The sequence below is a fragment of the Streptomyces oceani genome, assembly GCF_001751245.1.
GTDB lineage: Bacteria > Actinomycetota > Actinomycetes > Streptomycetales > Streptomycetaceae > Streptomyces > Streptomyces oceani.
In genome coordinates this window covers 219,874-246,589 of sequence record NZ_LJGU01000115.1, presented here as the reverse complement: position 1 = coordinate 246,589, position 26,716 = coordinate 219,874, and the positions used below count along the sequence as shown (strand labels likewise).

The following is a 26,716-nucleotide window of genomic DNA, read 5'->3' as shown; positions in this document are numbered from 1 at the left end:
CAATATCGAGGGCTCCTGCCCTTCAGCGTGAGGACGAAAGTTTCAACGTGAGCGAGACAACGCACGAGGGTGCGGTCGCCGTGAATCCTCCACCATCACCGGATGATGGCCTTTCCCCCGCCGACCTCGCCGCCAAGTACGGCCTGACGGTCAGCGGGGCGAGACCTTCCCTCCCGCAGTACGTACGCCAGCTGTGGGAGCGCCGGCACTTCATCCTGGCCTTCTCCCGGGCGAAGCTGCACGCGCAGTACAGCCAGGCGAAGCTGGGGCAGCTGTGGCAGGTGGTGACCCCCCTGCTCAACGCCACGGTGTTCTTCTTCATCTTCGGTCTGCTGTTGCAGGGCCGGGCCGGAATGTCCAACTCGGAGTACATCCCGTTCCTGGTCACCGGGGTCTTCGTCTGGACGTTCACCCAGCAGTCGGTGATGAGCGGAGTGCGCTCGATCGCGAACAACCAGGGGCTCGTGCGGGCGTTGCACTTCCCACGCGCCTCGTTGCCGATCTCGTTCTCACTCCAGCAACTGCAGCAGTTGATGTACTCGATGATCGTCCTGGCGGTCATCCTGGTCGGTTTCCAGCACTACCCCTCATGGAGCTGGCCACTGATCATCCCGGTGCTGGCGCTGCAACTGGTCTTCAACACCGGCCTGGCGCTGATCATGGCCCGGCTGGGCAGCAAGACGCCGGATCTGGCCCAGCTCATGCCCTTCGTGCTGCGTACCTGGATGTACGCCTCGGGCGTGATGTTCCCGTTGCAGTACCTCCTGGAGAAGCGGGCCGGTGCCCCGAGCTGGCTGGTGGAGATCGCGGCGGCCAATCCGGCCGCGGTGTACATGGAGCTGATGCGGTTCGCGCTGATCGACGGCCCGCGACACCAGCACCTCGACCCCCAGGTCTGGCTGTTGGCGATCGGTTGGGCCCTGTTGGTGGGGCTCGGTGGATTTGTGTTCTTCTGGAAGGCGGAGGAGCGTTATGGCCGTGGCTGAGAAAGCGAGTGACCAGGAGAACGCCGGGAAAGCCCGTCTCGAGAAGGCTGCGGACTCCGTCGCGGGGGATCAGGCCGACCCGACACCCCCCATCCCCACGGTCATCGCCGAGGACCTGCACATCGTCTACCGGGTGAGCGGCGGCAGTCCGCGTGGCAAAGGCAGCGCCACCGCCGCGCTGAACCGGATGTTCCGGCGCTCTGGTGACGAGGGTGTGCGGAAGGTGCACGCCGTACGCGGGGTCAGTTTCACCGCCTATCGGGGTGAGGCGATCGGGCTGATCGGTTCCAACGGTTCCGGCAAGTCCACCCTGCTGAAGGCCGTGGCCGGCCTGATACCACCGGAGAGTGGGAAGGTCTACTCGGACGGTCAGCCCTCGCTGCTGGGCGTCAACGCGGCGTTGATGAACGACCTGACCGGGGAGCGGAACGTCATCCTCGGTGGCCTGGCGATGGGCATGACCCCGGCCGAGATCCGGGAGCGATACGACGACATCGTCAAGTTCTCCGGAATCCAGGAGAAGGGCGACTTCATCACCCTTCCGATGCGTACCTACTCCTCCGGCATGGCCGCCCGCCTGCGATTCTCCATCGCGGCCGCCAAGAAGCACGACGTGCTGATGATCGACGAGGCCCTTGCGACCGGTGACCGCCGGTTCCGCAAGCGCTCGGAGGCCCGGGTCCGCGACATGCGTCAACAGGCCGGGACGGTGTTCCTGGTGAGCCACAACAACAAGTCCATACGGGACACCTGCGATCGGGTGCTGTGGCTCGAGCACGGCACACTGCGCATGGACGGCCCGACCGAGGAGGTACTCAAGGAGTACGAGTCCTTCAGCGGTAAGTGACGTGCGCGGTGCGGGCGGACGCCCGCCCGCACCGCCAGCGCGGCATCACGTGCCCCGGCCCCCGTATCCGTGTACGGGGGCCGGGGCACGTGCGGCGTACCGGGCCGGCTCAGGCGTCGATCGGCGTGCGCTCCCGTTCCTCCGTGGGTCCGATCTCCTCCAGTCCGACCCGCTGGTGTACCCGTCGCAGCCCGCGCGGTGCGTACCACGCGTGCCGCCCGAGCAACCGCATCGCGGCGGGCACCAGCACCCCACGCACGGCGACCGCGTCGATCAGGATCGCCAGCCCGCTGCCGAGGCCGAACATCTGCAGGAAGCTGACGTCGCTGGTGCCGAAGGCGAAGAAGCTCACCGCCAGGAGCCCGGCAGCCATCGTGACGATCCGGCCGGTACGGGACAGTCCCTGGGTGACCGCCGTCCAGTTGTCCGTGCCGGCGTCGTTCAGCTCCTTGATCCGGCTCGTGACGAAGACCTCGTAGTCCATCGAGAGCCCGAAGACGATGCAGAACATCAGCACGGTCATCGAGGTGTCCATCGGTTGCGGGGTGAAGCCGAGCCACGAGGAGAGGTGACCGTCCTGGAAGATCCACACCATCGCGCCGATCGCCGCGGTCAGACTGATCGCGTTGAGCAACAAGGCCCGCAACGGTTGGATGACGCTGCCGGTGAAGAGGAATAGCAGCACGAGGGTGCTTCCGACCACCAGAGCCGCCGCCTCGGGCAGCCGGTCCCCGATCGACCGCTTCGAGTCGATCAGCTGCGCGTCCGTGCCGCCCACCAGCGCTTCCGTCCCTGCCGGGTCAGCCAGCTGTCGGATATCGGTGACCAGGTCCCGGGCGGCCGGCGACTTCTCCTCCAGAGCGCTGGTCACGGTCAGTCGCTGCGCGTCGGGGCGGGCCAGCGCCGCGTTCCGCGCTCCCGGGTCGCTGTTTTCCTGGGGCGTGTACGTGCCGCTGCTGGCCTGAACGCGTGCCACGCCGTCCAGCGCGGCGACGCGTTCGGCGTACGCCTCGACCTCCGCGCGCTCCACGGGTCCGGTGGTGACGATCTGGATCGCGTCCGCGTCGTTGGCGGGGAAGTGCTCCTGTACGGCGGTCGCCACCTCGCGACTCTCCGCGTCGGTCGGCAGCACCCGCTCGTCCGGGGTGCCGAAGCTGGCCCCGAGCAGCGGGCTGGCCGCGAGCAGCAGCACGCCCAACACCGGCAGCCCGATGCGTGCCGGCCGCCGCATGACCGCACCGGCCAGCCGCCCCCACACCGGCGCGTCGGCCCGTCGTACGGTCTGGGCCCAGGGCAGCCGTCCGCTGTTCACCCGGTGCCCCAGCGCCGCGAGCAGCGCCGGGACGACGAGTAGCGCCGCCAGTGCGGCGATCGCGACCACCCCGATGCCGGCGTAGGCGAAGGAGCGCAGGAAGAAGGGCGGGAAGAGCAGCAGCGCGGCCAGCGCGGCGATGACCGTGGCGGCGGAGAAGGCGATGGTGCGGCCGGCGGTTCGTACGGTGGTGCGCAACGCGTCCGGGGTGTCGTCGCCCTCGGCGAGGCGTTCCCGGAAGCGGCTGACGAGCAGCAGCCCGTAGTCGATACCCAGGCCGAGGCCGAGCGCGGTGGTCAGATTGATCGCGAAGACGGAGACGTCGGTGAGGCTGCCGAGGACGTAGAGTTCGGCGAAGGTCCCGAGGATCGCGAACAGCCCGATGGCCAAGGGGAGTAGCGCGGCCACCACACTGCCGAAGGCGAGGATGAGCAGAGCGAGCGTGACAGGCACGGCGATGGCCTCGGCGAGAGCCAGATCGGCGGCCACCTGGTCGCTGATGTCGTTGTTCAGCGAGGCGACACCGCCCGCCGAGACGGTGACAGCGCCGCGGTCGCCCGCCCACTCGTCAGTGATCCGTTCGGTGCGCTCCGCGACCGAGGTGCTGTCACCCTCGACGTGCGCGAGCACCAGCGCCTGGTCGCCGTCGCGCGAGGTCAGAGCCTTGCTCTGGTCGTCCCAGTAGGAGGCGACGTGGCCGACGTGTGGCGACTCGCGAACCCCGGCGGTCAGCTCCCGTCCCGCGTCCCGGGCGGCGGGGGAGTCGAGGCCACTGTCGGCGCGGACGAGCAGTACCAGGTTGCTCTCGCCGCCGAACTTCTCCTCCAGCAGTTGCTGGGCCCGGCTGGAGGGCGCGTCGGGGTCTTCGAAGCCACCGGCCTGAAGCTTGCCGAAGGCGCCGAAGCCGATCGTGCCCATGACGACGACGGCGACCACGGTGAGTGTGAGAAGTGCCCTGGTGCGGCGTACGGCGAGCTCCGCTATCCGACTCAGCATGTGTGGTTCCCCTTATGTTCACAGTGTCAACATCGCACCCTGTCAGGGAAATGTTTATGCTGTCAACATCGGCGAAAGGAAGGCTATGTCCGAGGCTCCAGAACAGGTCGGGGGGAAGCCTGGCTATCACCACGGCGACCTGCGTAACGCCCTGATCGAGGCGGCGCTCGGGTTGGCCCGGGAGGGCGGTCCGGACGCCGTCGTGCTGCGCGCCGCCGCGCGACAGGTCGGGGTGTCGCCCACCGCCGCGTACCGGCACTTCGCGGGGCAGGGAGACCTGCTGTTCGCCGTCAAGGAGCGGGGGCAGCAGGAGCTGGCGGATTCCATGGAGGCGGCGGCGAGTACCGAGCCGGGGCGGGACGGCCCCGCCGTGGAGCGACGGTTGATCGCCATGGGGTGGGGGTACGTCGACTTCGCCCTACGGCAGCCCGGACTCTTCCGAGCCGCCTTCTGTGGCGCCCCCGAGGCGGTGCCGGAACTGGAGCCGGACTCGACCGGAAACCTCTGCCCGGCTGGAGGCGCGCCGGCACAGTTTCGCTCCTTCGACCTCCTGGTGGAGGTGCTGGACGAACTGGCGGCGAGCGGCCGGATGGCGGCCGAGCGGCGGGCCGGGGCCGAGGTCGCCGCCTGGTCCGCGGCGCACGGGCTGGCCACGCTGCTCCTGGACGGGCCGTTCGCACCCCTGGCCCGAGAGCAGCGGGACGCCATGATCGAGCAGGTCCTGAGCACCCTGGCCGCCGGGCTGACAGCCTCCTGACCTGGTTTCCCTGGTTCTCGGGTCTTGCCGTCCGGTTGTCGAGGCCGTCGCGCCCCGGCCGTACGAGGTGGCGGGCCGGCGGGCGCGGCGTGTCCGAAACAATACGAAATGGGGTGAAGGTGTAGAAACGAGCTTGTGACAGCAACGGCTTCGGGTAGTACATGGTGACCGCGACGGAGGACGCGCCCGCACAGTCCACGCTGGACAAGGCCACCACGGAGAACTTCCCGGTCGCCCCCGGCTTCCTTCCCCAGGCTTGGCGGGACGACCTGATGGCCGTGTACGGCTACGCACGCCTGGTGGACGACATCGGGGACGGCGATCTGGCGTCCGACGGGCACGACGCCGCATGGCTGGGGCTCTCCGCCGAGCAGGCCGGCGATCGGTCCGCGCTGCTGGACACGCTGGAGACCGAGTTGGACCGGGCCTTCGGCTGCGCCACAGGCAGCGGTGCCGCTCTCCCGCACCATCCGCTGCTCGCCGCGCTGGTGCCCGTGATCGCCCAGCACCGACTGCGCCCCGAGCCCTTCCTGGGACTGCTCCAGGCCAACCGCCAGGACCAGTGGACCCGTCGGTACGACACCTACGAACAACTGCTCGGCTACTGCGAGCTGTCCGCGAACCCGGTGGGCCGCCTCGTCCTCTCCGTGACCGGGATCAGCACCCCCGAACGCGTACGCGCCTCCGACGCCGTATGCACCGGGCTGCAGATCATCGAACATCTCCAGGACGTCGCCGAGGACCTCGCCCGAGGCCGGATCTACCTCCCCCGCGCCGACCTCGACCGGTTCTCCGTCAGCGAAGCCGACCTCGCCGCCCCCATCGCCAACGCCTCGGTACGCACGCTGATCGCCTTCGAGTCCGAACGCGCCGAACGGCTGCTGGACGCGGGCCGCCCCCTGGTCGGCAGCGTCAGCGGCCGGCTCCGGCTACTGCTCGCCGGCTTCGTCGGCGGCGGACGCGCCGCGCTGCGGGCCATCCGGGCGGCGCGCTACGACGTACTCGCGGGACCGCCTGCCGCCCCCAAACGCCTGCTCCTGCGCGAGACGAGTGCGGCACTGCGAAGAGAGGGGTGAGCGGGAATGGTCAGAACCCGGCTCGATACGCCACCGCACCCGCCGGTGGCCGCCGCCTACAGTTACTGCGAGACCGTCACCGGACAGCAGGCGCGGAACTTCGCCTACGGCATCCGCCTGCTGCCGCCCCCCAAACGGCGTGCCATGTCCGCGCTCTACGCCTTCTCCCGCCGCGTCGACGACATCGGCGACGGCGGCCTGGCCCCGCCCGACAAGCGCGCCAGACTGGACGAGACCCGCACGCTGCTGGCCCGCATCCGCGAGGACTCCGTCCCGCCGAGCGACCCCGACCCGGTCGCCGTCGCACTGCACCACGCCGCCGGACGCTTTCCGATCCCACTCGATGGCCTGGATGAGCTGATCGACGGCGTGCTGATGGACGTGACCGGCACCAGCTACCCGACCTGGCCCCACCTACGGGACTACTGCCGCTGCGTGGCTGGGGCGGTCGGCCGGCTCTCCCTCGGGGTGTTCGGCACGATCGAGGGCGTCGTGCCGAGCGAACGCGCCCGCGCCGCAGGCTACGCCGACACCCTCGGCCTCGCTCTCCAACTGACCAACATCCTGCGGGACCTGTGTGAGGACGAGGCCGCCGGCCGTAGGTACCTGCCGGCCGAGGACCTGGAGAAGTTCGGTTGCACTGACGGCTTCGAGGACGGATTCCCCTCCGACGGCGCTGACTTCTCCGGCCTCATCCACTTCGAGGTACGGCGCGCCCGCGAACTCTTCGAGGAGGGATGGGCCCTCCTCCCACTGCTCGACCGCCGCTCCGGAGCCTGCGTGTCGGCCATGGCGGGGATCTACCGACGGTTGCTGGAACGCATCGCGCGCGATCCGTACGCGGTGCTGCGCGCGCGGGTCTCGCTGCCGGCTGGTGAGAAGACGTACGTCGCGGCCCGCGGCCTGTCCGGGCTGGACGCCCGGCGGGCCGCCCGCCGCGCCAAGCGTCAGGACAGGCGGGGAGCGCCACATGGCACCTGACCCGACGCCGTCCGCGACGGGCGTGCTGGTGGTCGGCGGGGGACTGGCCGGTACGACGGCCGCGCTCCGCCTCGCGGACGCCGGCCTTCCGGTCACGCTGTTGGAGAGCCGGGCACGGCTGGGCGGCCTCGCGTCGTCCTTCCACCGGGAGTCCCCGACCGGACCGCTCACTGTCGACAACGGGCAACACGTGCACCTGCGCTGCTGCACCGCCTACCAGTGGTTCCTGGAGCGGGTGACCGGAGACGCCGCCACCGGAGGTCCGGCACGGCTGGACGTGCCGGTGCTCGACGCACGGACCGGTCGACTGGGCCGGCTGCGGCGTACGGACCTCCCGGCGCCGTTCCACCTGGGCGCGGCCCTGGCCACGTACCCGCACCTCTCGGGGCCCGAACGGCTCGCGGCGGCGCGCGCCGCCCTGGCCCTGCGCCACCTCGATCCGAGCGACCCCGGGCTGGACGAACTCGACTTCGCCACCTGGCTGCGTCACCACGGCCAGTCCGCCCGCGCGGTCTCGGCGCTCTGGGAACTCATCGGCCTGCCGACGCTCAACGCGCGCGCCGCGGACACCTCCCTCGCCCTGGCCGCCATGGTCTTCCGTACTGGGCTGCTGTCCAGCCGCCGGGCCGCCGACCTCGCCGTGCCGCCGGTTCCACTCGGCCAGGGGCACGACGTACTCGCTCGCGCCGCCCTCGACAAGGCGGGAGTGCGTACGGTGCTGGGCACCCGGATCCGCGAGCTGACCCCGCTGCCGGGCGGCGGCTGGCGCCTCGGCAGCACGCGCGGGCCCGATCCGGGCGAGGCACTGCACGCGCGCGACGTGGTGCTGGCCGTCCCACCGGCGGAGGCGCACCGGCTGCTCCCTGAGGGCGCACTGGCCCGGCCTGACCGGCTGCAGCGCATCGAGCACGCGCCGATCCTCAACCTGCATGTCGTCTACGACCGCCGGGTGCTGCGGCGCCCCTTCTTCACCGCGCTCGGCAGCCCGGTGCAGTGGGTGTTTGACCGGACCGGCCCGAGCGGGCTGACCGGCGGCGGGCAGTATCTGGCGCTGTCCCAGTCCGCCGCTCACGACGAGATCGACGAGCCGGTCGGCGTGCTGCGGGACCGTTATCTGCCGGAGCTGGCCCGGCTGTTGCCGGCGGCACGGCGAGCGAGCGTACGGGACTTCTTCGTCACCCGGGAGCGAACCGCCACCTTCGCGCCCCGACCCGGAGTCGGCGGTCTGCGCCCCGGCAGCCGTACCGAGCGGCCCGGTGTGCTGCTCGCCGGAGCGTGGACCGATACTGGCTGGCCGGCAACCATGGAGAGCGCTGTACGCAGCGGACTCACCGCCGCACGGGAAGTGCTCGACACCTCGGGCCGCTCGTATGGCGACGAACCACCGTACGGTAAGAACAGAAGGGCAGCGGCGGCATGAGCAGCAGCACAGCACCAGGCGGACGGACGACCTCGCGGACGGGGCCGGCGGAGGCGCGTTCCGTCGAGGACGCCGCGGCGGCCATCACCCCGCTGCTGGAGCGCGGTCGCGCGCTGGCCATGCCGGTGTTGCGAGCGGCCGTGGAGGGGTTGGCCGCCCCCATGGACAGCGTCGCCTCATACCACTTCGGCTGGATCGACGCACATGGTCGCCCCTCGGCCGCGGACGGTGGCAAGGCCGTACGCCCCGCGCTGGCTCTGGCCTCCACCGAGGCCGTGGGGGCACGGCCGGAGGCGGGCATCCCGGGAGCGGTCGCGGTGGAGTTGGTGCACAACTTCTCCCTGCTGCACGACGATCTGATGGACGGCGACGAGCAGCGCCGGCACCGCGACACGGTCTGGAGGGTGCATGGCCCCGCCCAGGCCATCCTCGTCGGCGACGCGCTGTTCACGCTGGCCAACGAGATACTGCTGGAGCCCGGCACCCCGGAGACCGGCCGTGCCGCCCGCCGGATGACCGCCGCCACCCGCAAGCTGATCGACGGTCAGGCCCAGGACATGGCCTACGAGCACCGGGAGCGGGTGACGGTCGCCGAATGCCTGGAGATGGAGGGCAACAAGACCGGCGCGCTGCTCGCCTGTGCCACCTCCATCGGGGCGGTGCTGGGCGGCGCGGACGAGCACACGGCCGATGCCCTGGAGGCGTACGGCTTCCACCTCGGCCTCGCCTTCCAGGCGGTGGACGACCTGCTCGGCGTGTGGGGCGACCCGGAAGCCACCGGCAAGCAGACCTGGAGCGATCTGCGGCAGCGGAAGAAGTCCCTGCCGGTGGTCGCCGCGCTCGCCTCCGGTACCGGCTCGGCCGACAAGCTGGCCGAACTGATGGCGGCGGACTCCAGGAAGAGCCAGCGGGAGTCCGGGGATTTCGACGAGGCGGAGTTCGCCTCCCGGGCTGCGTTGATCGAGGAGGCCGGCGGCCGGGACATGACCCTCGAGGTGGCGCACGACCAGCACCGGAAGGCCGTTGACGCGCTGCACGGCCTCGACATGCCGCAGACCGTACGGGACCAGCTGGTCGCGTTCGCGGACTTCGTCGTCGTCAGACAGCGGTAGCGGGGACGCGAGCCGCAGTCCGTGCGGCGCCGCGCACGCGCACCGTGGATTCGCGGAAGGGAAGCGATGACATCCACAGCAGGCAGCAGCACGGGATCGGCGAGCCCGGACCAGCCCGTGCGGCGGACGCGCGTACGCACGCGCCGAGGGCCGGCGGACGACCCGGCGGAGAGGGCCGCCCGGACGACTGACCGAGCGGTCCAGAACCTGCTGGCCCGCCAGGACGCGGCGGGCTGGTGGAAGGGCGACCTGCAGACGAACGTCACGATGGACGCCGAGGACCTGCTGCTGCGCGAGTTCCTGGGCATCCGGGATCAGCACACCACCGAGGCGGCGGCCCGGTTCATCCGGGCCGAGCAGCGTACGGACGGTACCTGGGGCACCTTCCACGGCGGCCCGGGGGACCTGTCCGCCAGCGTCGAGGCGTACGTGGCGCTGCGGCTGGCCGGAGACCAGCCGGGGGACACGCACATGAGCGCGGCGGCCGAGTGGATTCGTGACCAGGGTGGTATCGCCGGCAGCAGGGTCTTCACCCGGATCTGGCTGGCGCTCTTCGGTTGGTGGCCGTGGGAGGAACTCCCGGAACTGCCACCGGAGATGATCTACCTGCCGCGCTGGTTCCCACTGAACATCTACGACTTCGGGTGCTGGGCGCGGCAGACCATCGTCCCGCTCACGGTGGTGTCCGCGCACCGGCCGAGGCGCCCGGCTCCGTGCTCGCTGGACGAACTGCACCGCGACCCGGCACGGCCGGTGCCACCGCGACACCGCTTGGCGGGCGGCTGGGACGGAGTCTTCCAGCGTCTCGACACCGTGCTGCACGCCTATCGCAAGGTCGGCGTGCGCCGGTTGCGGCGGGCGGCGGTGCGGGACGCGGCCCGCTGGATCATCGAGCGGCAGGAGAACGACGGCAGTTGGGGCGGCATCCAGCCGCCCGCGGTGTACTCGGTGATCGCGCTGCGGCTGTTGGGGTACGACCTGAACCACCCGGTGATGCGTGCCGCGCTGGAGTCGCTCGACCGGTTCGCGGTGTGGCGCGAGCACGCCTCCACGGGCGGCGCCTCAAGGGGCGAGTCGTCGAGCGGCCCCGTCCGGATGGTCGAGGCGTGCCAGTCCCCGGTCTGGGACACCTGCCTGGCCACCGTAGCGCTGGCCGACGCGGGGCTGCCCGCCGATCACCCGGCGCTCGTACGAGCCGCCGACTGGATGCTGGACCAGGAGATCGCCCGCCCGGGCGACTGGAGCGTACGCAAGGGCGCTCCGCGGCCCGGGGGTTGGGCGTTCGAGTTCGAGAACGACAACTACCCGGACATCGACGACACCGCCGAGGTCGTGCTCGCGCTGCGTCGGGTCGACCATCCCGAGCCGCGCCGGGTCGATGCCGCCGTCCAGCGGGCCGTACGCTGGTGCCTGGGCATGCGTTCGAAGAACGGCGCGTGGGGAGCCTTCGACGCCGACAACACCAGCCCGCTGCCGAACAAGCTCCCCTTCTGCGACTTCGGCGAGGTCATCGACCCACCCTCGGCGGACGTCACCGCGCACGCGGTGGAGATGCTCTGCGCCGTCGGCGGACGTGCCGACCCGCGGGTCCGGCGCGCGGTGACCTGGCTGCTCTCCGAACAGGAGGAGAACGGCGCCTGGTTCGGACGCTGGGGCGTGAACTACCTGTACGGCACGGGCTCCGTACTGCCGGCTCTCGTCAGCGCAGGCCTGCCGGGTGATCACCCGGCGATCCGACGGGCGGTGAACTGGCTGGAGAGCGTGCAGAACGAGGACGGGGGTTGGGGCGAGGACCTGCGTTCCTACCCGGACCCGAACTGGATCGCGCGCGGGGTGTCCACCGCCTCGCAGACCGGGTGGGCGCTGCTCGCCCTGCTCGCGGCCGGTGAGCGGGACGCCAAGTCCGTCGAGGGCGGCATCGGTTGGCTGGGGCACACCCAGCTGGACGACGGCAGCTGGGACGAGCCATGGTTCACCGGCACCGGCTTCCCGTGGGACTTCTCCATCAACTACCACCTCTACCGCATGGTGTTCCCGGTGACCGCGCTCGGCCGCTACCTGCACGGCACCGGCCCGGTGCCACGGCACGGCTGATGGCGGTGACGCCGGGCTGTCCCAGGTCGCTGCTGGTCGTGTGCGCCCTGGGCATCGAGTGGCTGGCCCTTCGGCACGCCACGGATGTGGGGACGACCCTCGTACGTACGGGCATGGGAGCCGCGGCGGCCCGCCACGCGGTGGGCGGGGCGCTGCGGGCGGAACCGGCACGGGGGCACACCGCCGTCCTCGCCACCGGCTTCTGCGCCGGTCTGGATCCGGGCATGCGGCCCGGTGACCTGGTGCTGGCGGAGCACATCCGGGACGACGCGGGCGAGCGGACGTGCGTGGGCGTACCGGGGCTGGTCGCGGCGTGCGCCTCGCATGCCGCACGCCGCGCACGGGGACACGCGGTGCACACGGGGCGGTTGACCGAGACGTCCCGGCTGGTGCGTGGCGCGGAGCGGAAGGCGCTGCGCGCGAGTGGGGCCATCGCCACGGACATGGAGTCGGCGGCCACGGTACGTACGGCCCTCGCTGACGCCCCGGCGCGGCCGGTGGCGGCCGTACGGGTGGTGGTGGACGCTCCGGGGCACGAGCTGGTGCGGCTTCGGACCCTTCGGGGTGGAGCATTGGCGTTTCGGATACTGAGGTCGCTTATGCCGGTATTTCATGAATGGCACCAAACCCTGTTGCTCTCCGGGAGGTGAGCGAGAAAATGGCCATGCCGCTTCGCCAGACCGTCCGCATCGGCACGTACCTGCTCGAACAGAAACTGCGCAGGAAGCAGAAGTTCCCGCTGATCGTCGAGTTGGAACCGCTCTTCGCGTGCAACCTCGCCTGCGAGGGGTGCGGCAAGATCCAGCACCCGGCGGGGGTGCTGAAGCAACGCATGCCCGTCGCCCAGGCGGTGGGCGCGGTGCTGGAGTCCGGCGCCCCGATGGTGTCCATCGCGGGCGGCGAACCGCTGATGCACCCGCAGATCGACGAGATCGCCGCGCAGTTGGTGGCGAGGAAGCGCTACGTATTCCTCTGCACGAACGCCATGCTGCTGCGGAAACAGCTGGACAAGTTCACTCCCTCACCGTTCTTCGCGTTCGCGGTGCACATTGACGGCCTGCGCGAGCGGCACGACGAATCGGTGGCCAAGGAAGGGGTGTTCGACGAGGCGGTGGCCGCCATCAAGGAGGCCAAGCGGCGTGGTTTCCGCGTCACCACCAACTCCACCTTCTTCAACACCGACACTCCGCAGACGGTCGTCGAGGTGCTCGACTACCTCAACGACGACCTCCAGGTCCACGAGATGATGATCTCTCCCGCCTACGCCTACGAGAAGGCGCCGGACCAGGATCGCTTCCTCGGCGTCGAGCAGACCCGGGAACTGTTCCGGAAGGCGTTCGAGGGCGGCAACCGACGTCGCTGGCGGCTCAACCACAGCCCGCTGTTCCTGGACTTCCTCGAGGGCCGGGCCGACTTCCCGTGCACCGCGTGGGCGATCCCCAACTACTCGGTGTTCGGCTGGCAGCGACCGTGCTACCTGATGAACGACGGCTACGTCCCCACGTACCGCGAACTCGTCGAGGAGACGGACTGGAGCGCGTACGGCCGCGGCAGGGACTCACGCTGTGCCAACTGCATGGCGCATTGCGGCTACGAACCCACCGCCGTGCTGGCCACGATGGGCTCGCTCCGGGAGTCGCTGCGGGCGGCGCGGGAAACCGTGCGCGGTCCGCGCTGAGCCGGCGCGGGTCTTCGGTCTGGCCGGTCGCACGGGGGAGCGCGAGGTCGACGCGGCGCTCCGGAGGGGTTTCACGTAATCCGCACAATTTCACGTCCTCGTGCGCCTCTTCGGGACTTCTCGTGTCGATTTCGTGGTGCTGTCCGCTCGCGGGGCGGTCCGCCGATCGCGCCGGAGCGGGACGATGGGGGCCGTGGACCGCGCTGGTCATCCCTCGAGCATGCGATCCCGCAACCGTTCCCGGGTCTCCGGGGTCAGTTTCAGGCCCTTCTCCAGATACGTCTCCACGTCCCCCCATCGCTCGTCGATGGCGTCGTACGCAGCGGCGAGATACCCCGGCCGAGCGTCGAGCAACGGCGCCAGCAGCTCCATGACCTCGGCCGACAGGCCGCCTTCGGCGTCCTTGGCGCGATGCACCCGATACCGTCGGTGCGGGGAGTTCGACGCGAGGTAGTCGGCCTCGATGGCGTCCCGGTGCACGCCAAGCGCCAGCAGCGTGATCGCGATCGACAGCCCGGCCCGGTCCTTGCCGGCCGCACAGTGCAGCAGCGCCGGCACGCTGTCCTCCGCCATCGCGTGGAGCACCCGACTGTGCTCGTCCGTGCGCTCGTGCACCATGGCGCGGTACGACGCGGTCATCCGGTTCGCGGCCTGCCCGTCGGAGAGCGCGGAGCGCAGCTGGGCCAGGTCGCCCGCGCGCACCATCCGCCAGAAGTCCGCGCCCTCGGCGGGGTCGCTGAGCGGGATGTTGACGTTGCGGGTGTCTGTCAGGAGGGCGTCCGGCCCGTCCAGCGCCTGGTCGGCGGAGTTTCGGAAGTCGAAGACGGTGTGCAGGCGGAGGCCGTGCAGGAAGGCGACGTCCTCGGGGGTGGCGTGTGCCAGATGGCCGCTGCGGAAGAGCACGCCGTGCCGCAGTCGACGCCCGTCGACGGTGGGGAGGCCGCCGAGATCCCGGAAGTTACGCACTCCGGCCAGTGCGGGTTCGACGGACTGCTCGGTCACGGGGCTGCTCCTTCGCGTTTCCTTCTCGTGGTGGGTCGTGCGGGTCATGCGCTTGGCGACGCCGCTGTCGACCATACGACATCAGGTAAGACATCAGACCTTTCTGCGGGTCGCCGACCTTTCCTCGATCCGGCGGGCTCCTCGCGCATATGCCGCTGAGAAGAAACGAATCGACAAGGCGAGACAATCGCGTGGTCCTCCCGCGCGTCAACAGTGCGTATGATGCACGGATTCCGCTTCGACACCGGGGCTTGGCGAAAATCTGTGCCGAGGGCCTTCACACTTGCCCGTGGCGGGGTAACTTCCCTATTCCGCAAGGGAGTTATGATCAGGTGCGCCGTTCAAACGCGTGACCGACAGGTTCACTCGTTAGGAGCTGGCGCGGGGTGGCGAATATGTCAACCAGGTCCATTTGCTTTCCCCGTGACGGCTAGGGTCTGTCTGGCGAACAGCCGACCCTGCACCAGGCCGGCGATCACACGGTCCACGCCGACGTGAGTGATACGGACCGTGGCGCACAGCGTCTGGTGGCCACGGTGTTGCAGCAGCCAGCGTGCCCCTGGCACGCCCTTCAGAGAGACCTCAAGTCAACCGAGGAAATCGATGCCTGAACCCCCGAACCCTACGGTGCAGTCAGGAAGGGGAACCCCCGCCCCGGTGCCCTCGCCCGCGGACTCCTCCGGAGCGGGCGGCTCTCGTGCCCGGCACGGCCGGGAGCCCGAGCGCGAGCACAGCGGCGACGCCGCGGTGCGGTATCGCATGGTGCGTCTCGCCCTGCTGCCCGCCGGGCTCGTGGCGCTCGTCGCAGCCGCGGCGATGGCCTACGTGCTGCACTCCCAGGGGGGCGTCTCCGGCAGTGCCGACGACCCCGGCACCGACAGCGCGACCCTGTGGGGCGTGCTCGCGGGATCGCTGTTGGTGACCTGCGCGGTGCTGGTGGGTGCCGCCCTGTTCGCCTCCTCGGAAGCCCGTACGACGGTTGCCCGGTACGCCGCGCTGCGCCGGTCCTCCGAGCGTGGCCAGGAGGAGGTGCGCGCTCAACTGCGCCGCCTGCAACAGGGCGAGCGGCTGCGTGGCTCGCCGCTGGCACCCACCAGCGAACCGTCCGGGGACGCCCTGGACCAGCTCGCCCAGGAACTCCGGCTGGCACAGCACAACGCGGAGAGCGCGGTCGCGGAGGCGGCGGAACTCGTCCGTGCCGACAACAGCGGCAGTGACGAGAAAGTCGAGGTCTTCGTCAACCTCGCGCGGCGGCTGCAGTCCCTGGTGCACCGTGAGATCGAGCTGCTCGACGGGCTGGAGAACCAGGTCGAGGACCCGGACCTGTTGAAGGGGTTGTTCCACGTCGACCACCTGGCCACGCGTATCCGCCGACACGCGGAGAACCTCGCGGTGCTCGGTGGCGCGGTCTCCCGGCGGCAGTGGACCCGACCGGTCACCATGACCGAGGTGCTGCGGTCCTCCATCGCGGAGGTGGAACAGTACCCCCGGGTCAAGCTGGTGCCGCCGATCGAGGGCACGCTGCGTGGCCACGCCGTCGCCGACGTCATCCACCTGCTGTCCGAACTGGTGGAGAACGCCACCGTGTTCTCGGCCCCGCAGACCCAGGTGCTCCTGCGCGCCCAGCATGTGACAGCCGGACTCGCCATCGAGGTGGAGGACCGGGGGCTGGGCATGACCGCGCAGGAGCAGAACCGGATGAACTCCCTGCTCTCCGGCCCCGAGCAGTTCGACGTGGGTGAGCTGCTCTCGGACGGTCGGATCGGCCTGTTCGTAGTGTCCTCGTTGGCCCGCCGGCACGGCATCGTCGTACAGCTGCAGAGCAACATCTACGGGGGCATCCAGGCGGTGCTCGTGCTGCCGCAGGCGGTGCTCGGTTCCCCGGAGGACTCCAACCCGTCGGCGGCGTCCGCCTCGGAGCGGTCCGCGGCCAGCGCCGCCAGCGCGGTGGCCCAGAACTCGTACGAACCCAGCGCGCTGGCCGCCGGCGCCCCGGCCCAGCCGGCCGTCCAGCACGCAGCAGTACCAGCGACACCGCAACCGACGAGCGCCGCGCCGCCCGAGCCCGGACAGTACGGTCAGTCGCAGCAACCGTTCGCACAGCCCGCACAGCCCGTACAGCCGGCCCAGCCGGAACGGCCGCGGCAGCCGCACATTCCCGCGCAGTCCGCCGCGCACACGTCGGCGCCCCCCGGGAACCCGCCGGCGCGGCAGTCGGACAACGCCGCCCCACAACGAGGGAGGCACTCCGGGGACGCCGGTCACACGCAGGCGAACGGCGACCGCCCGCAGTTGCCCCGCCGTCGCCGGCAGGAGCACCTCGCGCCGGAGCTGCGGGACGCTCCGCGGGTGCCGACGGTGAACGACGAGGCCGAATCCGGGCACGACCCCGGCCTGATGGCGGCCTTCCGCCGCGGAACCAACCTCGCAGACGACGCCGAGGGAACACCCAACGGCACCGAGAACAGCCCGTATCCAGGCGGGGACACCACCCCTGCCAACTAAGTGGCCCGCCCCTCAAGGAGAAGAACGCGATCATGGTGAGTGAAGCGCCCATCGGCCAGACGCCGGACCTTTCCTGGTTGTTGACCGGGCTCGTCCAGCGCGTACCGCACTCGCGCAGCGCACTCCTGCTCTCGTCCGACGGTCTGGTGAAGGCCGCGCACGGACTGGACACGGACACCGCCGACCACATGGCGGCTCTCGCCTCCGGGCTGTACTCCCTGGCCCGGAGCGCGGGCGTGCGATTCGGTGAGGGGGGCGAGGTCCGGCAGGTGGTGGTCGAGTTGGACACCTCACTGCTCTTCGTCTCCACCGCCGGACAGGGCGCCTGCCTCGCGGTGCTCGCCGGGAACGAGGCGGACGCGGCCGTGCTCGGCTACGAGATGGCGATGCTGGTGAAGAGCGTCCGCCCCTATCTGGCCACTCCAGCGCGCCAACCCGCAGGACACTGAGCGTATGTCAGAACCCGTGGAGGGGCCCTGGCTGGATGGCGACGCGGGACGGCTCGTCCGTCCCTACACCGTCAGTGACGGACGCACCCAGCCCTCGGCTCACTTCGACCTCCTGACACTCGTGATGGCCACCGGTAACCGACCGAACAGTTACCTGGGGCCAGACCACAGCCATGTGCTCGGGCTGTGCGGTGGCCCGCTCTCCGTGGCCGAGATCGCCGCCCACATCCGCCAACCGGCGGTGGTCACCAAGGTTTTGTTGTCCGACCTCGTGGACTGCGGAGCCATCACCGCACGGGCCCCCGGCCGCGCGCCACTGGGCCAAGACCCGACCGACCGAGATCTGCTGGAGGCGGTGCTCGATGGGCTCCGTAAACGACTCTGATCCCTTCCCGACCGCGTTGAAGATCCTGGTCGCCGGAGGCTTCGGGGTAGGCAAGACCACCTTCGTGAGCGCGGTCAGCGAGATCGAGCCGTTGAGCACCGAGGAACTGCTGACCCAGGTGAGCGCGGGCACCGACAGCCTGGAGGGGGTGGAGGAGAAGACCACCACGACCGTGGCGATGGACTTCGGTCGGATCAGTCTGAGCGCCACTCATATGCTCTACCTCTTCGGCACTCCCGGGCAGGAACGCTTCTGGTTCATGTGGGACGAACTCTCGGCCGGCGCTCTCGGGGCCGTCGTGCTGGCCGACACCCGGCGCTTGGAGGACTGTTTCGCGGCGGTCGACTTCTTCGAGCGCCGCGGTATCGGTTTCATCGTCGCGGTGAACGAGTTCGACGGCTCATTCCACTACGACTCGGAGGAGGTACGCGCCGCGATAGACCTCAAACCCGAGGTCCCGGTGGTGCTGTGCGACGCACGGCGCAACGGCTCCGGCACCCAGGTCCTCGTATCCCTTGTACAGCATTTGATCGACTCGAGGAGTCAGCATGTCACAGATGTCATATGACCCAACGTCCCATCTCCTCCTGACTCCGGATGATGCCGACGCCCCGAACCGGGTCGCCCGGTTGCGCGAGTTGGGGATCGGTGAGACGCCGGTACCCGAGTTCGACGACTTCGCGCGGAAGTTGGCGAACATCACCGGCGCGCCGTACGCCATGGTGAACTTCATCGACGAGGAGCGGCAGTACTTCGCGGGTCTCTACGCCCCGGGCTCCGACCAGGCGGTGGAGCTGGGTCCGTCCGGTCAGGCCGGCGGGCAGTCCGCCGGAGTCGGCCGGGTGATGGCACGTGATCACGGCTACTGCCCGCACGTGGTCGTACGGCGCAAGGCCCTCGTGCTGGAGGACGTGTGTGACTACCCCCGGTTCGCCGGAAACCCGGTGGTGGACGAGATCGGCATCCGCTCCTACCTCGGTGCGCCGCTGATCGATCGTACGGGCATGTCGCTCGGCACGGTCTGTGTTGTCGACCAGGAGCCGCGCCCCTGGGGCCGGCAGGGTCTGGAGACCATCAAGACCATGGCCGCCGACCTGGTTGACCAGATCCACCGTCGGGAGCAGGCACACTCCTGAGCGGAGAGCCGTCCCGGGCGGTGCGGAAGCGACGGGAACCCGCCTACGGGCGGGGCCCCTCGTGGGGGGTGGCGAAGCGGCGGGCCGTAGGTCCGTACCGCCGGAGCCCCGGCGCCGGACGGGGCGGTCAGTGGAGCGGTGTCACACCGCGGGACTCGGGTCGGTGCGTACCAGCGTCGAGAGCTTGTCGGACCAGGGGCCCTTGGCGGTGCCCATCGCCACCTCCCCGAGGCGGAGGCGCTGGATGTCCGAGGTGCCGGCCGGCGCGAAGATGTGGTGCGCGTCCCGCAGGTAGCGCTCCACCGGGCGGTCGGTGAACAGCCCGGCCGCGGCGTGGATCTCCATCGCGTTGCGCGCGGAGTCCAGGGCGTACTCGACGTTGACGAGCTTGGCGTTCATCAGCTCCGCGTCGCACGGCAGGCCACGGTCCAGCAGATGGACGGCGTGGTACGCGGCCAGCCGCGCCGTCATCAGCCGGGACTGCATCTGCCCGAGCTTCAGCTTTATGGAGCCCAGCTCGGACAACGGCGCGCCGTACCGCTCGCGTTCGGCGCAGAAGGCCGTGGTCTCGTCCAGCACGGCCTGGTGGATGCCCAGCGAGACCGCGGTGAGGTTCGCGCGGCCGTAGAGGACGCTGGAGGAGTACGCGACGGACAGCCCGTCACCCTCCTCACCGAGCATGTTCGCCGCCGGGACCCGGCAGTTGTCGAAATGCAGTTCGCCGAAGCTGAAGCCGTGCAATCCCATCGCGGGCTGCTGGTCGCCGAGGCTGAACCCCGGGCGGTCGGACTCGACGAGGAACGCGGAGAGTCCCTTGGAGCCGGGACCGGTGCGTACGACCACGCCGTGCAGGTCGCCGACGTGGCTGTTGCCGACGTAGATCTTGCTGCCGTTCAGGATGTAGTCGTCCCCGTCCCGCACGGCGCTGCTGGACATGCCCAGTACGTGGCCGCCGGAGTCCGGCTCGGTCACGGCGATGGTGGGCAGGCACTCGCCAGCGGCGATGGCGGGTAGCCAGTGCTTCTTCTGTTCCTCGTCACCGAAGTGCACGATCTTGGCGACGCCCAGCTGGGAAGCCTGCACCATGGCGCCCATGGCGCCGTTCTCCCGGGAGAGTTCCTCGATGATGACCGTCTTCGAGAGGTGACCGGCACCCATGCCGCCGTACGCGCGCGGCACGGTCGCTCCGATCCAGCCTTGCTGGGCGATTCGACGGGACAGGGTGTGGGAGACCGCGCGGGTGCGTTCCATCTCGGGTATGCGTGGCCTGACCTCGCGTGCTGCGAACTCTCGCACTTCCTGGCGCAGCTGCTGGTGCTGCGGCTCCGTGAAGTAGCGATCCATGTGACGGGCCTCCTCGGCGGGGCTGCCCCCACTCGAGCTACGGGTGGGGTGGTGCATCGGCGGCGGTCCGTCCTCGTGACGGCCCCCAATATGATCTACCGTCATGCAAATAGTTCAAGATCGTTCGAAACTTTGACTCAAATTCTCCCCATGTGACCCCCGAGCAGGCGTATGTGCGACTACGCGGCGAACGGGCCCGCGCTGACGGGCACCTCACCGCCCCCCGCGCCAGCCTCGCATGACCCACTGGCATAAACGCACTACCCACTGAAGTCGTCAAGTATGAGCGCACGACGAGGAGTTGTGCCCCACCGTCGTGAACCCGCCACCCTTTCGGGACGCCTCGTGCGGAGGTTGTGCGGAACCAGTGAATCCGCCCCGGTTCGCGTGGTGGCTTTCCGCGTACGCTTCACCTCGGGCACGCCCGACGAGTACGGTGACCTTCGCGACAGCCGGATCGGCGCCGACCCGGCGAGCAGCACGACGATGAGAGGCGGACCACGTGGACGCGCGCGCGGACTTCACCGAGGCGTCGGACGGTACCCGGGTCGCTACCTACACCTGGCTGCCCGCGGGGCCGCCCGTGGCCCTGGTCCAGCTGGTGCACGGTGCCGCGGAGCACGCTCGGCGCTACGACCGTTTCGCCGGCGCCCTCGTTCAGCGCGGATACGCGGTGACGGCCTCGGACAACCGCGGCCACGGACGCACGGCCCCCGCCGCCGGCGGGTACGGCGCGGTCGGCGACCTGGACGGCTGGCGGGCGACCGTCGCCGACCTGCGGACCGTCGCCGAGCGGCTGCGTGCCGAACTGCCGGCGGATCTCCCGCACGTGCTGTTCGGCCACAGCATGGGCAGCCAGTACGCGCGGGACTACGCGCAGGAGTACGGCGGGACACTGGACGCCCTGATCCTCTCCGGTACGTTCCGTTCGCTGCCGGGCTGTGATCCGGCGGCGTCCCTGCGCGATCTGGAGGCGCAGATCCGGCAGGGTGGTCGGGACGCGCCGTCCGACTTCATCCCGGAGTTGTTCGGCGCCTTCAACGACCCCTTCCCGGGCCGCACCGGATACGAGTGGTTGTCCCGGGACGAAGCCGAGGTCGACCGGTACGTCGCCGACGAGGGCTGCGGGTTCCCGTTCGGTGCCGGCCTCTCGATGGACTGGGTGCTGGGCGTCCGCAAGATCAACGACCCGGAGATGTCCGGCCGTATCCCCTCCGAGTTGCCGGTGCACGTGGTCGTCGGTGAGGAGGACCCGTGCCACCAGGGGATGACGCTCGTCCACGAACTGCTGGAGGACTTCCGCTATACCGGCACCCGGCAGCTGAGCTGGCGTGCCTACCCCGGTGCGCGGCACGAGATCCTGAACGAGACCAACCGCGAGGAGGTCACCGCTGACCTGCTCGCCTGGCTGGACCGACACGTGCGCCCGGACGGCGACGGCTGATCTCGCGCCGGCCGTCAGCGAGACGTCGTACGTCCCGGGCCGCCCGCGTCGGGCTCTACGCCCCCCCACCGGCGGCAGGCCGACGTACGCCGACCACCCGGCCTCGGCCCGGCTTCCCGCCGGGCGAGGGTCACCCGGCTCAGTCCGACGGTGACCAGTACGCGGGAATGCTCTCCGGGGAGGCGGGGCGCGCGTAGTACCACCCTTGGGCCGTGTCACAGTCCAGCTCGCGCAACTGCTGTGCCTGTGCCTCGGTCTCCACCCCCTCCACCGTCACACGCAGCCCGAGCGCGTGTGCCAGTGAGACGATGCCGCCCACGAAGGTCACGTCCAGTGGATCGGCCGGGTGCTGCTGCAGGCCCTGGGTGAAGGAGCGGTCCAGCTTCAGCGTGGTCGCCGGCAGCCGGCGCAGGTTCGCCAGGTTGGAGTAGCCGGTGCCGAAATCGTCCAGCGCGATGTCCACACCCAGCTCCGCCAACTGCCGCAGCGGCTTCAGCTCGTCCTCGTCCGCCCCTATCAACGCGCTCTCGGTGACCTCGAGGCAGAGCGATTCGGGGGACACCCCCGCGGCTTCCAGGACGGCGATGGTGTCCGGCACGAGGTCGGGGTGGTGCAGTTGGCGTGGCGAGAGGTTCACGTTCACCCGCAGCGGTTCGCGTCCCGCTCCGGCGCTGTCTCCTTCCACCAGGCCGCGCTGCCAGAAGTACGCCTGCTCCACGGCCTGTTCCAGCACCCAACGGCCCAACGGCACGATCAGCCCGGTGTGCTCCGCCAGCGGGATGAAGCGGTCCGGTCCGAGCCGGCCGTGCACCGGATGCCGCCAGCGCACCAACGCCTCCGCGCCGTCCACTCGTCCGTCCAGCATCCGGATCAACGGCTGGTACTCCAGGAAGAACTCGTCCCGCTCCAGAGCGCCCGGCAGGTGGTTGGTCAGGCTGTGCCGGTCTATGGCGCGCGCGTCCGAGTCGGGGTCCGCCACCTCGTAGCGGTTGCCGCCGCCGTCCTTCGCCCGGTACATGGTGATGTCCGCGCTGCGCATCACCTCCGCTGGCCCCAGGTCGCCGCTCGCCCCCTCGACGATGCCGATGCTGGCCCGTACGGAAAGGTCCCGCCCGTCGATGGTGATGGGTGTGGCGAGCGCGGCCAGCGTCTGGCGCGCGAGCTCCGTTACCTGCTCGGGGCCGGACGGGTCGGTCACTAGCGCCGCGAACTCGTCGCCGCCGATCCGCGCCACCAGGTGGTCCGGTGCGGCGGCGCAGGACTGCAGCCGCTCGCCCACGGAGATCAGCAACTGGTCGCCGACCGCGTGCCCGAGGCTGTCGTTGACGGCCTTGAACCCGTCGATGTCCAGATAGCACAGCCCGAACCGGCCCTCGCCGGCCGTGAGCACGCGATCGAGGCGTTCCGCGAAGAGCGTGCGGTTGGGCAGCCCGGTCAGTTCGTCGTGCGTGGCCTCGTACCGCAGACGCAGGTGCAGCAGCCGGCGCTCGGTGATGTCCTCCATCAGCGTCAACTGGTAGCGCGGCTCGCCCTCGGCGCCACGCAGCAGGGAGAAGGTCAGGTTCGTCCACAGCACCGTGCCGTCCGGGCGGGAGAACGGCTTCTCCACCCGGAAGTGGTCCCGTTCGCCGCGCACCAACTCCCGGTGCATCCGCCAGACTTCCGGTGCGTCCCCGGGGTGCACCCAGTCGCTCACGCTGCGCCGACGCAGCTCCTCCTCGGAGCGGCCGAACATGCCCGCCAGGGCGCCGTTGACGTCCCGGATACGGCCGCTCATGTCCGCGATCCCGATGCCGATGGTGGCGTCCTTGAACACCGCGCGGAAGCGTGTCTCGCTGGTGTGCAGCGCTTCCTCCACCGCCGTCTGGGCGGCCAACGCGGCGCGGGACAGGGCCTCCTGCTCGCTTCTCGTACGCTCCCGCAGCGCCCGGGTGAAGCCGGCCGAGATGGCGTGCTGGAGTCGTGCGCAGCGGGCGCGGCCCTCGTCGACAGGTAGCGGCTCCTCGTGCGTGCTGTAGAGCACCAGGTACGACTCCACCACCCCGAGGATGTGCGGCAGCGCGTCCGGGTCCGTGCAGTGGGCGGCGACCAGCGCCTCCCCGACGCCGCGACCCACCGTGGGGGAGAACGGGTGGGTGTGCAGCGCCTCGGCCAACTGGACGGCCAACGGGTGGAGATGGTCCTCGAACTCGGCGCGCGTCATCGAGGTGGCGGTGGCCGGATAGACCGCCCGGCTCCATATCGTGGCGAAGCGCCGCAGTCCGTCGGCTCTGGAACCGTCCGGTTCGTCCGCCCGACTCACTCGGTCGGTCCCGTCTTACGGCCCACTCCGGCGAAGCCCGCGAAGGTCACCGGGTCCTCGTGCTCCGGTGCGGAATCGGGGTGCCATCGGGGCATGGCCACCAGGCCGGGGTCCAGCAGTTCGAAGCCCTCGAAGAAGTCCAGCACCTGCGCGCGGGTGCGCAGTTGGATCGGGGAGCCGATCCGGCGGTACAGCGCCACGGCGTCGTCGCCGCGCGCCGGCTTGCGCACCTCCCCCTCCCCGGCGTGGGTGACGATCAGCAGACTGCCCGGCGCGAGGGCGTCCCGGAACTCCGCGACGGCCTTCCAGGGGTCGTCCTTGTCCTCGATGAAGTGCAGCAGGGCCACGAACATCAGGGCGACCGGCCGGTCCAGGTCGAGCACCCGCTCGGCCTCGGCGCTCAGCAGTACGTCCTGTGGCGAGCGGAAGTCCGCGGAGACGATCTCCGCCTGATCGGTGTCCTGTAGCACGGCCCGGCTGTGCGCCACCGCCACCGGGTCATGGTCCACGTAGAGCACCCGGGAGTCCGGGTCGGCCGCCAGGGCGACCTCGTGGACGTTGCCGAAGGTGGGGATGCCGGAACCGATGTCCAGGAACTGGTCGACGCCCTCGCCGACGGCGTACCGCACGGCCCGGCGCATGAAGGCGCGGTTCACCTGCACGATCTTCGTCAGTCCCGGCCAGGCTTCCAGGACCGCCCGCCCGGCCGCACGGTCGACCTCGAAGTTGTGCGACCCGCCGAGGTAGTAGTCGTAGATGCGCGACACGCTTGGCACGGTCAGATCTATGCCCTGTGGCGCCCAGGCGGGACGTTCCATCTGGTCTCCAGCTTGTCTTCGGCTTGCCGGTCGAATCCGAGGTTACTGACCCCAAGGCGGCAGAGAAGGGGAAACCACGACTCAACGGCTCGATCTTGTCACGAAGTTGCGTGACTGAAACCCGTGTGGGGGCGGTCTTCCGCGAAAGCCTGCGCGCTCTCTCCCGATTTGCCCCGTTGATTCGTTTGGTGAGTCGGCGCGTTACTCCCCACGGCGATCACCTCATCACGAACGGGCGGACAGCACAGGTGAATTGACGAACAGCTTCGCGGCTCGGGTGATCGCCGGACGCGAGCAGGAAGGCACCCTCGTGGCCTTGCTGAGGATGGTGTTTAATTGCATGTTGGTCGCAATAGCGATCGGCCGGAGGCGAGGGCGCCCCGGAAGCGACGGCGTAGGCAGCTGACGTGAGTGAAGGTGGCGAAATGAGGTCCCGTACTGTGCGCACTCTGGCCGCGGGGGTCACGGCCGCGGCGCTGCTGGCCGGTGGCGCGGCTTGTTCGGCGCCGAGCGAGGGCGGAGCCGGCGGCGCCACCGACTCGCTGACCGTGGGGATAGCCCAGGAGCCGGACACCCTCAGTCCGCTGCTCGGCTACGGCAAGGACGGCAACTCGAAGATATTCGACGGACTGCTGCGGCGGGACGCCAAGATGAACCTCAAGCCCGCGCTGGCCACCGAACTCCCCGAGGTCAGCGAGGACGGCCGGACCTACACCTTCGCGCTGCGCGAGGGCGTGGAGTTCAGCGACGGCAGCCCGTTCACGGCGCGGGACGTGGTCTTCACGTACGAGACCATCCTGGACAAGAAGACCAACAACCCGAACAAGGGCGAACTCGACGCGGTCAAGAGCGTCAACGCGAAGGACAAGCACACGGTCGTCTTCGAACTGAAGTATCCGTACGCGGCCTTCGCCGAGCGGACCGTGCTGCCCATCGCGGCCGAGGAGGTCGCCGGGAAGCAGGACGTCAACGACGGCGCGTACAACACCAAGCCGGTTGGCACCGGCCCGTACGTCCTCACCAACTGGCGCAAGGGCGAGAAGCTGTCCTTCAAGGCCAACCCCGACTACTGGGGCGGCGCGCCCGAGGTGCGGAAGTTCACCATGGCCACCGTGGAGGACGACGACGTCCGGGCCACCCGGCTGCGCTCCGGCGACCTGGACGGTGCCATTCTTCCGCCGCAGCTCGCCCAGACCTTCGAGAAGGACGAGGGGAAGCGCACCCTGGCGGCCAAGAGCTCCGACTTCCGTGCCGTCACCCTGCCCAGCGGCAACGACGTGACCGGCGACACCGCCGTCCGCCGGGCGCTGGACCTGGCGGTGGACCGCGAGCAGATGGTGCGCTCGATCCTCTCCGGCGCGGGCAAGCCGGCTTACGGGCCGGTGCCGACCGACAGTGAGTGGTTCGCCGAGGGCACGGAGCGGCGGCACGACCTGAAGGGCGCCAAGCGGATTCTCGACGAGGCGGGCTGGAAGCCGGGCGCGGATGGCATCCGGGCCAAGGACGGGCAGCGAGCCGAGTTCACGCTGTGGTATCCGGCCGGCGACCAGATACGCCAGGAGCACGCCCTGGCCTACGCCGACGACGTCAAGAAGGCCGGCATCAAGGTCACCGTGAAGTCGGGCAGTTGGGAGGTGATCGACCCGCGGCTGGCCAAGGACGCGGTGCTCGCGGGCGGCGGCAGCCCCGCCGACCCGGACTTCGACCTCTACGGCCTGCTGCACTCCGAACTGGCCCTGGACGGCTACAAGAACATGTCCGCCTACGACAACCCCGCCGTGGACAAGGCCCTGGAGAAGGGACGGCAATCCGGTGACCGAGACGAGCGCGAGCGCGCGTACCGCACCGTGCAACGGGAGTTGGCGAAGGACCCCGGCTACACCTTCCTGACCCACATCGACCACACCTACGTCATGAACGACCGGTGGACGGGAGTCAGCACCCAGGTCGAGCCGCATGACCACGGGCTCGGATTCGGACCGTGGTGGAACGTCGAGGACTGGCGGCCGAAGGAATGACCCGCGCCGGTCCCGAGCCGAGCCCGCCCACGTCCCCGGGCACCCGTCCGGGCC

At 70.1% G+C, this 26,716-nt stretch carries 22 protein-coding genes; 17 read left to right on the top strand and 5 right to left on the bottom strand.

Annotation, left to right across the window (positions count from 1 at the left end; all coding sequences use genetic code 11):
• Nucleotides 1–47 precede the first annotated feature (47 nt).
• Together AN216_RS10070 and AN216_RS10065 are read left to right on the top strand one after the other, a co-directional pair.
• A complete protein-coding gene (locus tag AN216_RS10070; protein ID WP_070196285.1) occupies nt 48–986 on the top strand; it encodes an ABC transporter permease in 939 nt (312 codons plus the stop codon).
• Nucleotides 973–1,833 (top strand): ABC transporter ATP-binding protein, encoded by an 861-nt coding sequence (locus tag AN216_RS10065; protein ID WP_070196284.1) that lies wholly within the window; start codon nt 973–975, stop codon nt 1,831–1,833. The genes AN216_RS10070 and AN216_RS10065 overlap by 14 nt, the downstream gene beginning before the upstream one ends.
• A 109-nt stretch (nt 1,834–1,942) precedes the next feature.
• On the opposite strand, the gene AN216_RS10060 is transcribed toward AN216_RS10065, so the two are convergent.
• The gene (locus AN216_RS10060; protein ID WP_070196283.1) at nt 1,943–4,141 is read right to left on the bottom strand and encodes an MMPL family transporter; all 2,199 of its coding nucleotides are present in this window, start codon (nt 4,139–4,141) and stop codon (nt 1,943–1,945) included.
• 85 nt (nt 4,142–4,226) lie between these two features.
• Here AN216_RS10060 and AN216_RS10055 point away from each other — a divergent pair, with 85 nt between their 5' ends.
• The 8 genes from AN216_RS10055 (at nt 4,227) to hpnH (ending at nt 13,259) form a co-directional block, all read left to right on the top strand.
• Nucleotides 4,227–4,898 carry a TetR/AcrR family transcriptional regulator gene (locus tag AN216_RS10055; RefSeq protein ID WP_070196282.1) on the top strand — a complete coding sequence of 224 codons (672 nt, stop codon included), beginning with the start codon at nt 4,227–4,229 and terminating at the stop codon, nt 4,896–4,898.
• Between the two features lie 161 nt (nt 4,899–5,059).
• Nucleotides 5,060–5,974 carry a squalene synthase HpnC gene (hpnC, locus tag AN216_RS10050; protein WP_070196281.1) on the top strand — a complete coding sequence of 305 codons (915 nt, stop codon included), beginning with the start codon at nt 5,060–5,062 and terminating at the stop codon, nt 5,972–5,974.
• Between the two features lie 6 nt (nt 5,975–5,980).
• Nucleotides 5,981–6,955, top strand: coding sequence for a presqualene diphosphate synthase HpnD (gene hpnD / locus AN216_RS10045; protein WP_070196280.1), 975 nt, complete (start codon nt 5,981–5,983; stop codon nt 6,953–6,955).
• The gene (gene hpnE / locus AN216_RS10040; protein ID WP_070196279.1) at nt 6,945–8,375 is read left to right on the top strand and encodes a hydroxysqualene dehydroxylase HpnE; all 1,431 of its coding nucleotides are present in this window, start codon (nt 6,945–6,947) and stop codon (nt 8,373–8,375) included. The genes hpnD and hpnE overlap by 11 nt, the downstream gene beginning before the upstream one ends.
• A complete protein-coding gene (locus AN216_RS10035) occupies nt 8,372–9,487 on the top strand; it encodes a polyprenyl synthetase family protein (RefSeq protein ID WP_079166435.1) in 1,116 nt (371 codons plus the stop codon). The genes hpnE and AN216_RS10035 overlap by 4 nt, the downstream gene beginning before the upstream one ends.
• A gap of 66 nt (nt 9,488–9,553) precedes the next feature.
• Nucleotides 9,554–11,581, top strand: a complete 2,028-nt coding sequence (shc, locus tag AN216_RS10030) for a squalene--hopene cyclase (protein ID WP_070196278.1) — start codon at nt 9,554–9,556, stop codon at nt 11,579–11,581.
• Nucleotides 11,581–12,231 carry a phosphorylase family protein gene (locus AN216_RS10025; RefSeq protein ID WP_070196277.1) on the top strand — a complete coding sequence of 217 codons (651 nt, stop codon included), beginning with the start codon at nt 11,581–11,583 and terminating at the stop codon, nt 12,229–12,231. The genes shc and AN216_RS10025 overlap by 1 nt, the downstream gene beginning before the upstream one ends.
• A gap of 8 nt (nt 12,232–12,239) precedes the next feature.
• Nucleotides 12,240–13,259, top strand: coding sequence for an adenosyl-hopene transferase HpnH (gene hpnH / locus AN216_RS10020; protein ID WP_070196276.1), 1,020 nt, complete (start codon nt 12,240–12,242; stop codon nt 13,257–13,259).
• 207 nt (nt 13,260–13,466) lie between these two features.
• Here hpnH and AN216_RS10015 read toward each other — a convergent pair whose 3' ends face one another.
• Nucleotides 13,467–14,261 carry a tyrosine-protein phosphatase gene (locus AN216_RS10015; RefSeq protein ID WP_070196318.1) on the bottom strand — a complete coding sequence of 265 codons (795 nt, stop codon included), beginning with the start codon at nt 14,259–14,261 and terminating at the stop codon, nt 13,467–13,469.
• Between the two features lie 759 nt (nt 14,262–15,020).
• On the opposite strand from AN216_RS10015, the gene AN216_RS10010 reads away from it, so the two are divergent.
• Genes AN216_RS10010 through AN216_RS09990 form a run of 5 tightly spaced genes read left to right on the top strand, consistent with a single transcriptional unit; the run spans nt 15,021 to nt 18,736 of the window.
• Nucleotides 15,021–16,766, top strand: coding sequence for an ATP-binding protein (locus AN216_RS10010; RefSeq protein WP_107401951.1), 1,746 nt, complete (start codon nt 15,021–15,023; stop codon nt 16,764–16,766).
• 32 nt (nt 16,767–16,798) lie between these two features.
• Nucleotides 16,799–17,215, top strand: a complete 417-nt coding sequence (locus AN216_RS10005; protein WP_070196275.1) for a roadblock/LC7 domain-containing protein — start codon at nt 16,799–16,801, stop codon at nt 17,213–17,215.
• 4 nt (nt 17,216–17,219) lie between these two features.
• On the top strand, nt 17,220–17,600 hold the full coding sequence (locus AN216_RS10000) for a DUF742 domain-containing protein (RefSeq protein WP_070196274.1): 381 nt from the start codon (nt 17,220–17,222) through the stop codon (nt 17,598–17,600).
• Nucleotides 17,578–18,168, top strand: a complete 591-nt coding sequence (locus AN216_RS09995; RefSeq protein ID WP_070196273.1) for a GTP-binding protein — start codon at nt 17,578–17,580, stop codon at nt 18,166–18,168. Before AN216_RS10000 ends, AN216_RS09995 begins: the two co-directional genes overlap by 23 nt.
• Nucleotides 18,158–18,736, top strand: a complete 579-nt coding sequence (locus AN216_RS09990) for a GAF domain-containing protein (RefSeq protein ID WP_070196272.1) — start codon at nt 18,158–18,160, stop codon at nt 18,734–18,736. Before AN216_RS09995 ends, AN216_RS09990 begins: the two co-directional genes overlap by 11 nt.
• A gap of 141 nt (nt 18,737–18,877) precedes the next feature.
• Here AN216_RS09990 and AN216_RS09985 read toward each other — a convergent pair whose 3' ends face one another.
• Complete coding sequence (locus tag AN216_RS09985) at nt 18,878–20,080, bottom strand: acyl-CoA dehydrogenase family protein (RefSeq protein WP_070196271.1); 1,203 nt, start codon at nt 20,078–20,080, stop codon at nt 18,878–18,880.
• Between the two features lie 502 nt (nt 20,081–20,582).
• Between AN216_RS09985 and AN216_RS09980 the strand changes: the two genes are divergently transcribed.
• A complete protein-coding gene (locus AN216_RS09980) occupies nt 20,583–21,524 on the top strand; it encodes an alpha/beta hydrolase (RefSeq protein WP_070196270.1) in 942 nt (313 codons plus the stop codon).
• 139 nt (nt 21,525–21,663) lie between these two features.
• On the opposite strand, the gene AN216_RS09975 is transcribed toward AN216_RS09980, so the two are convergent.
• A complete protein-coding gene (locus AN216_RS09975; protein WP_070196269.1) occupies nt 21,664–23,826 on the bottom strand; it encodes a putative bifunctional diguanylate cyclase/phosphodiesterase in 2,163 nt (720 codons plus the stop codon).
• Nucleotides 23,823–24,644 (bottom strand): SAM-dependent methyltransferase, encoded by an 822-nt coding sequence (locus tag AN216_RS09970; protein ID WP_070196268.1) that lies wholly within the window; start codon nt 24,642–24,644, stop codon nt 23,823–23,825. Before AN216_RS09970 ends, AN216_RS09975 begins: the two co-directional genes overlap by 4 nt.
• A gap of 425 nt (nt 24,645–25,069) precedes the next feature.
• Between AN216_RS09970 and AN216_RS09965 the strand changes: the two genes are divergently transcribed.
• On the top strand, nt 25,070–26,662 hold the full coding sequence (locus AN216_RS09965; protein ID WP_079166434.1) for an ABC transporter substrate-binding protein: 1,593 nt from the start codon (nt 25,070–25,072) through the stop codon (nt 26,660–26,662).
• Nucleotides 26,663–26,716 lie beyond the last annotated feature (54 nt).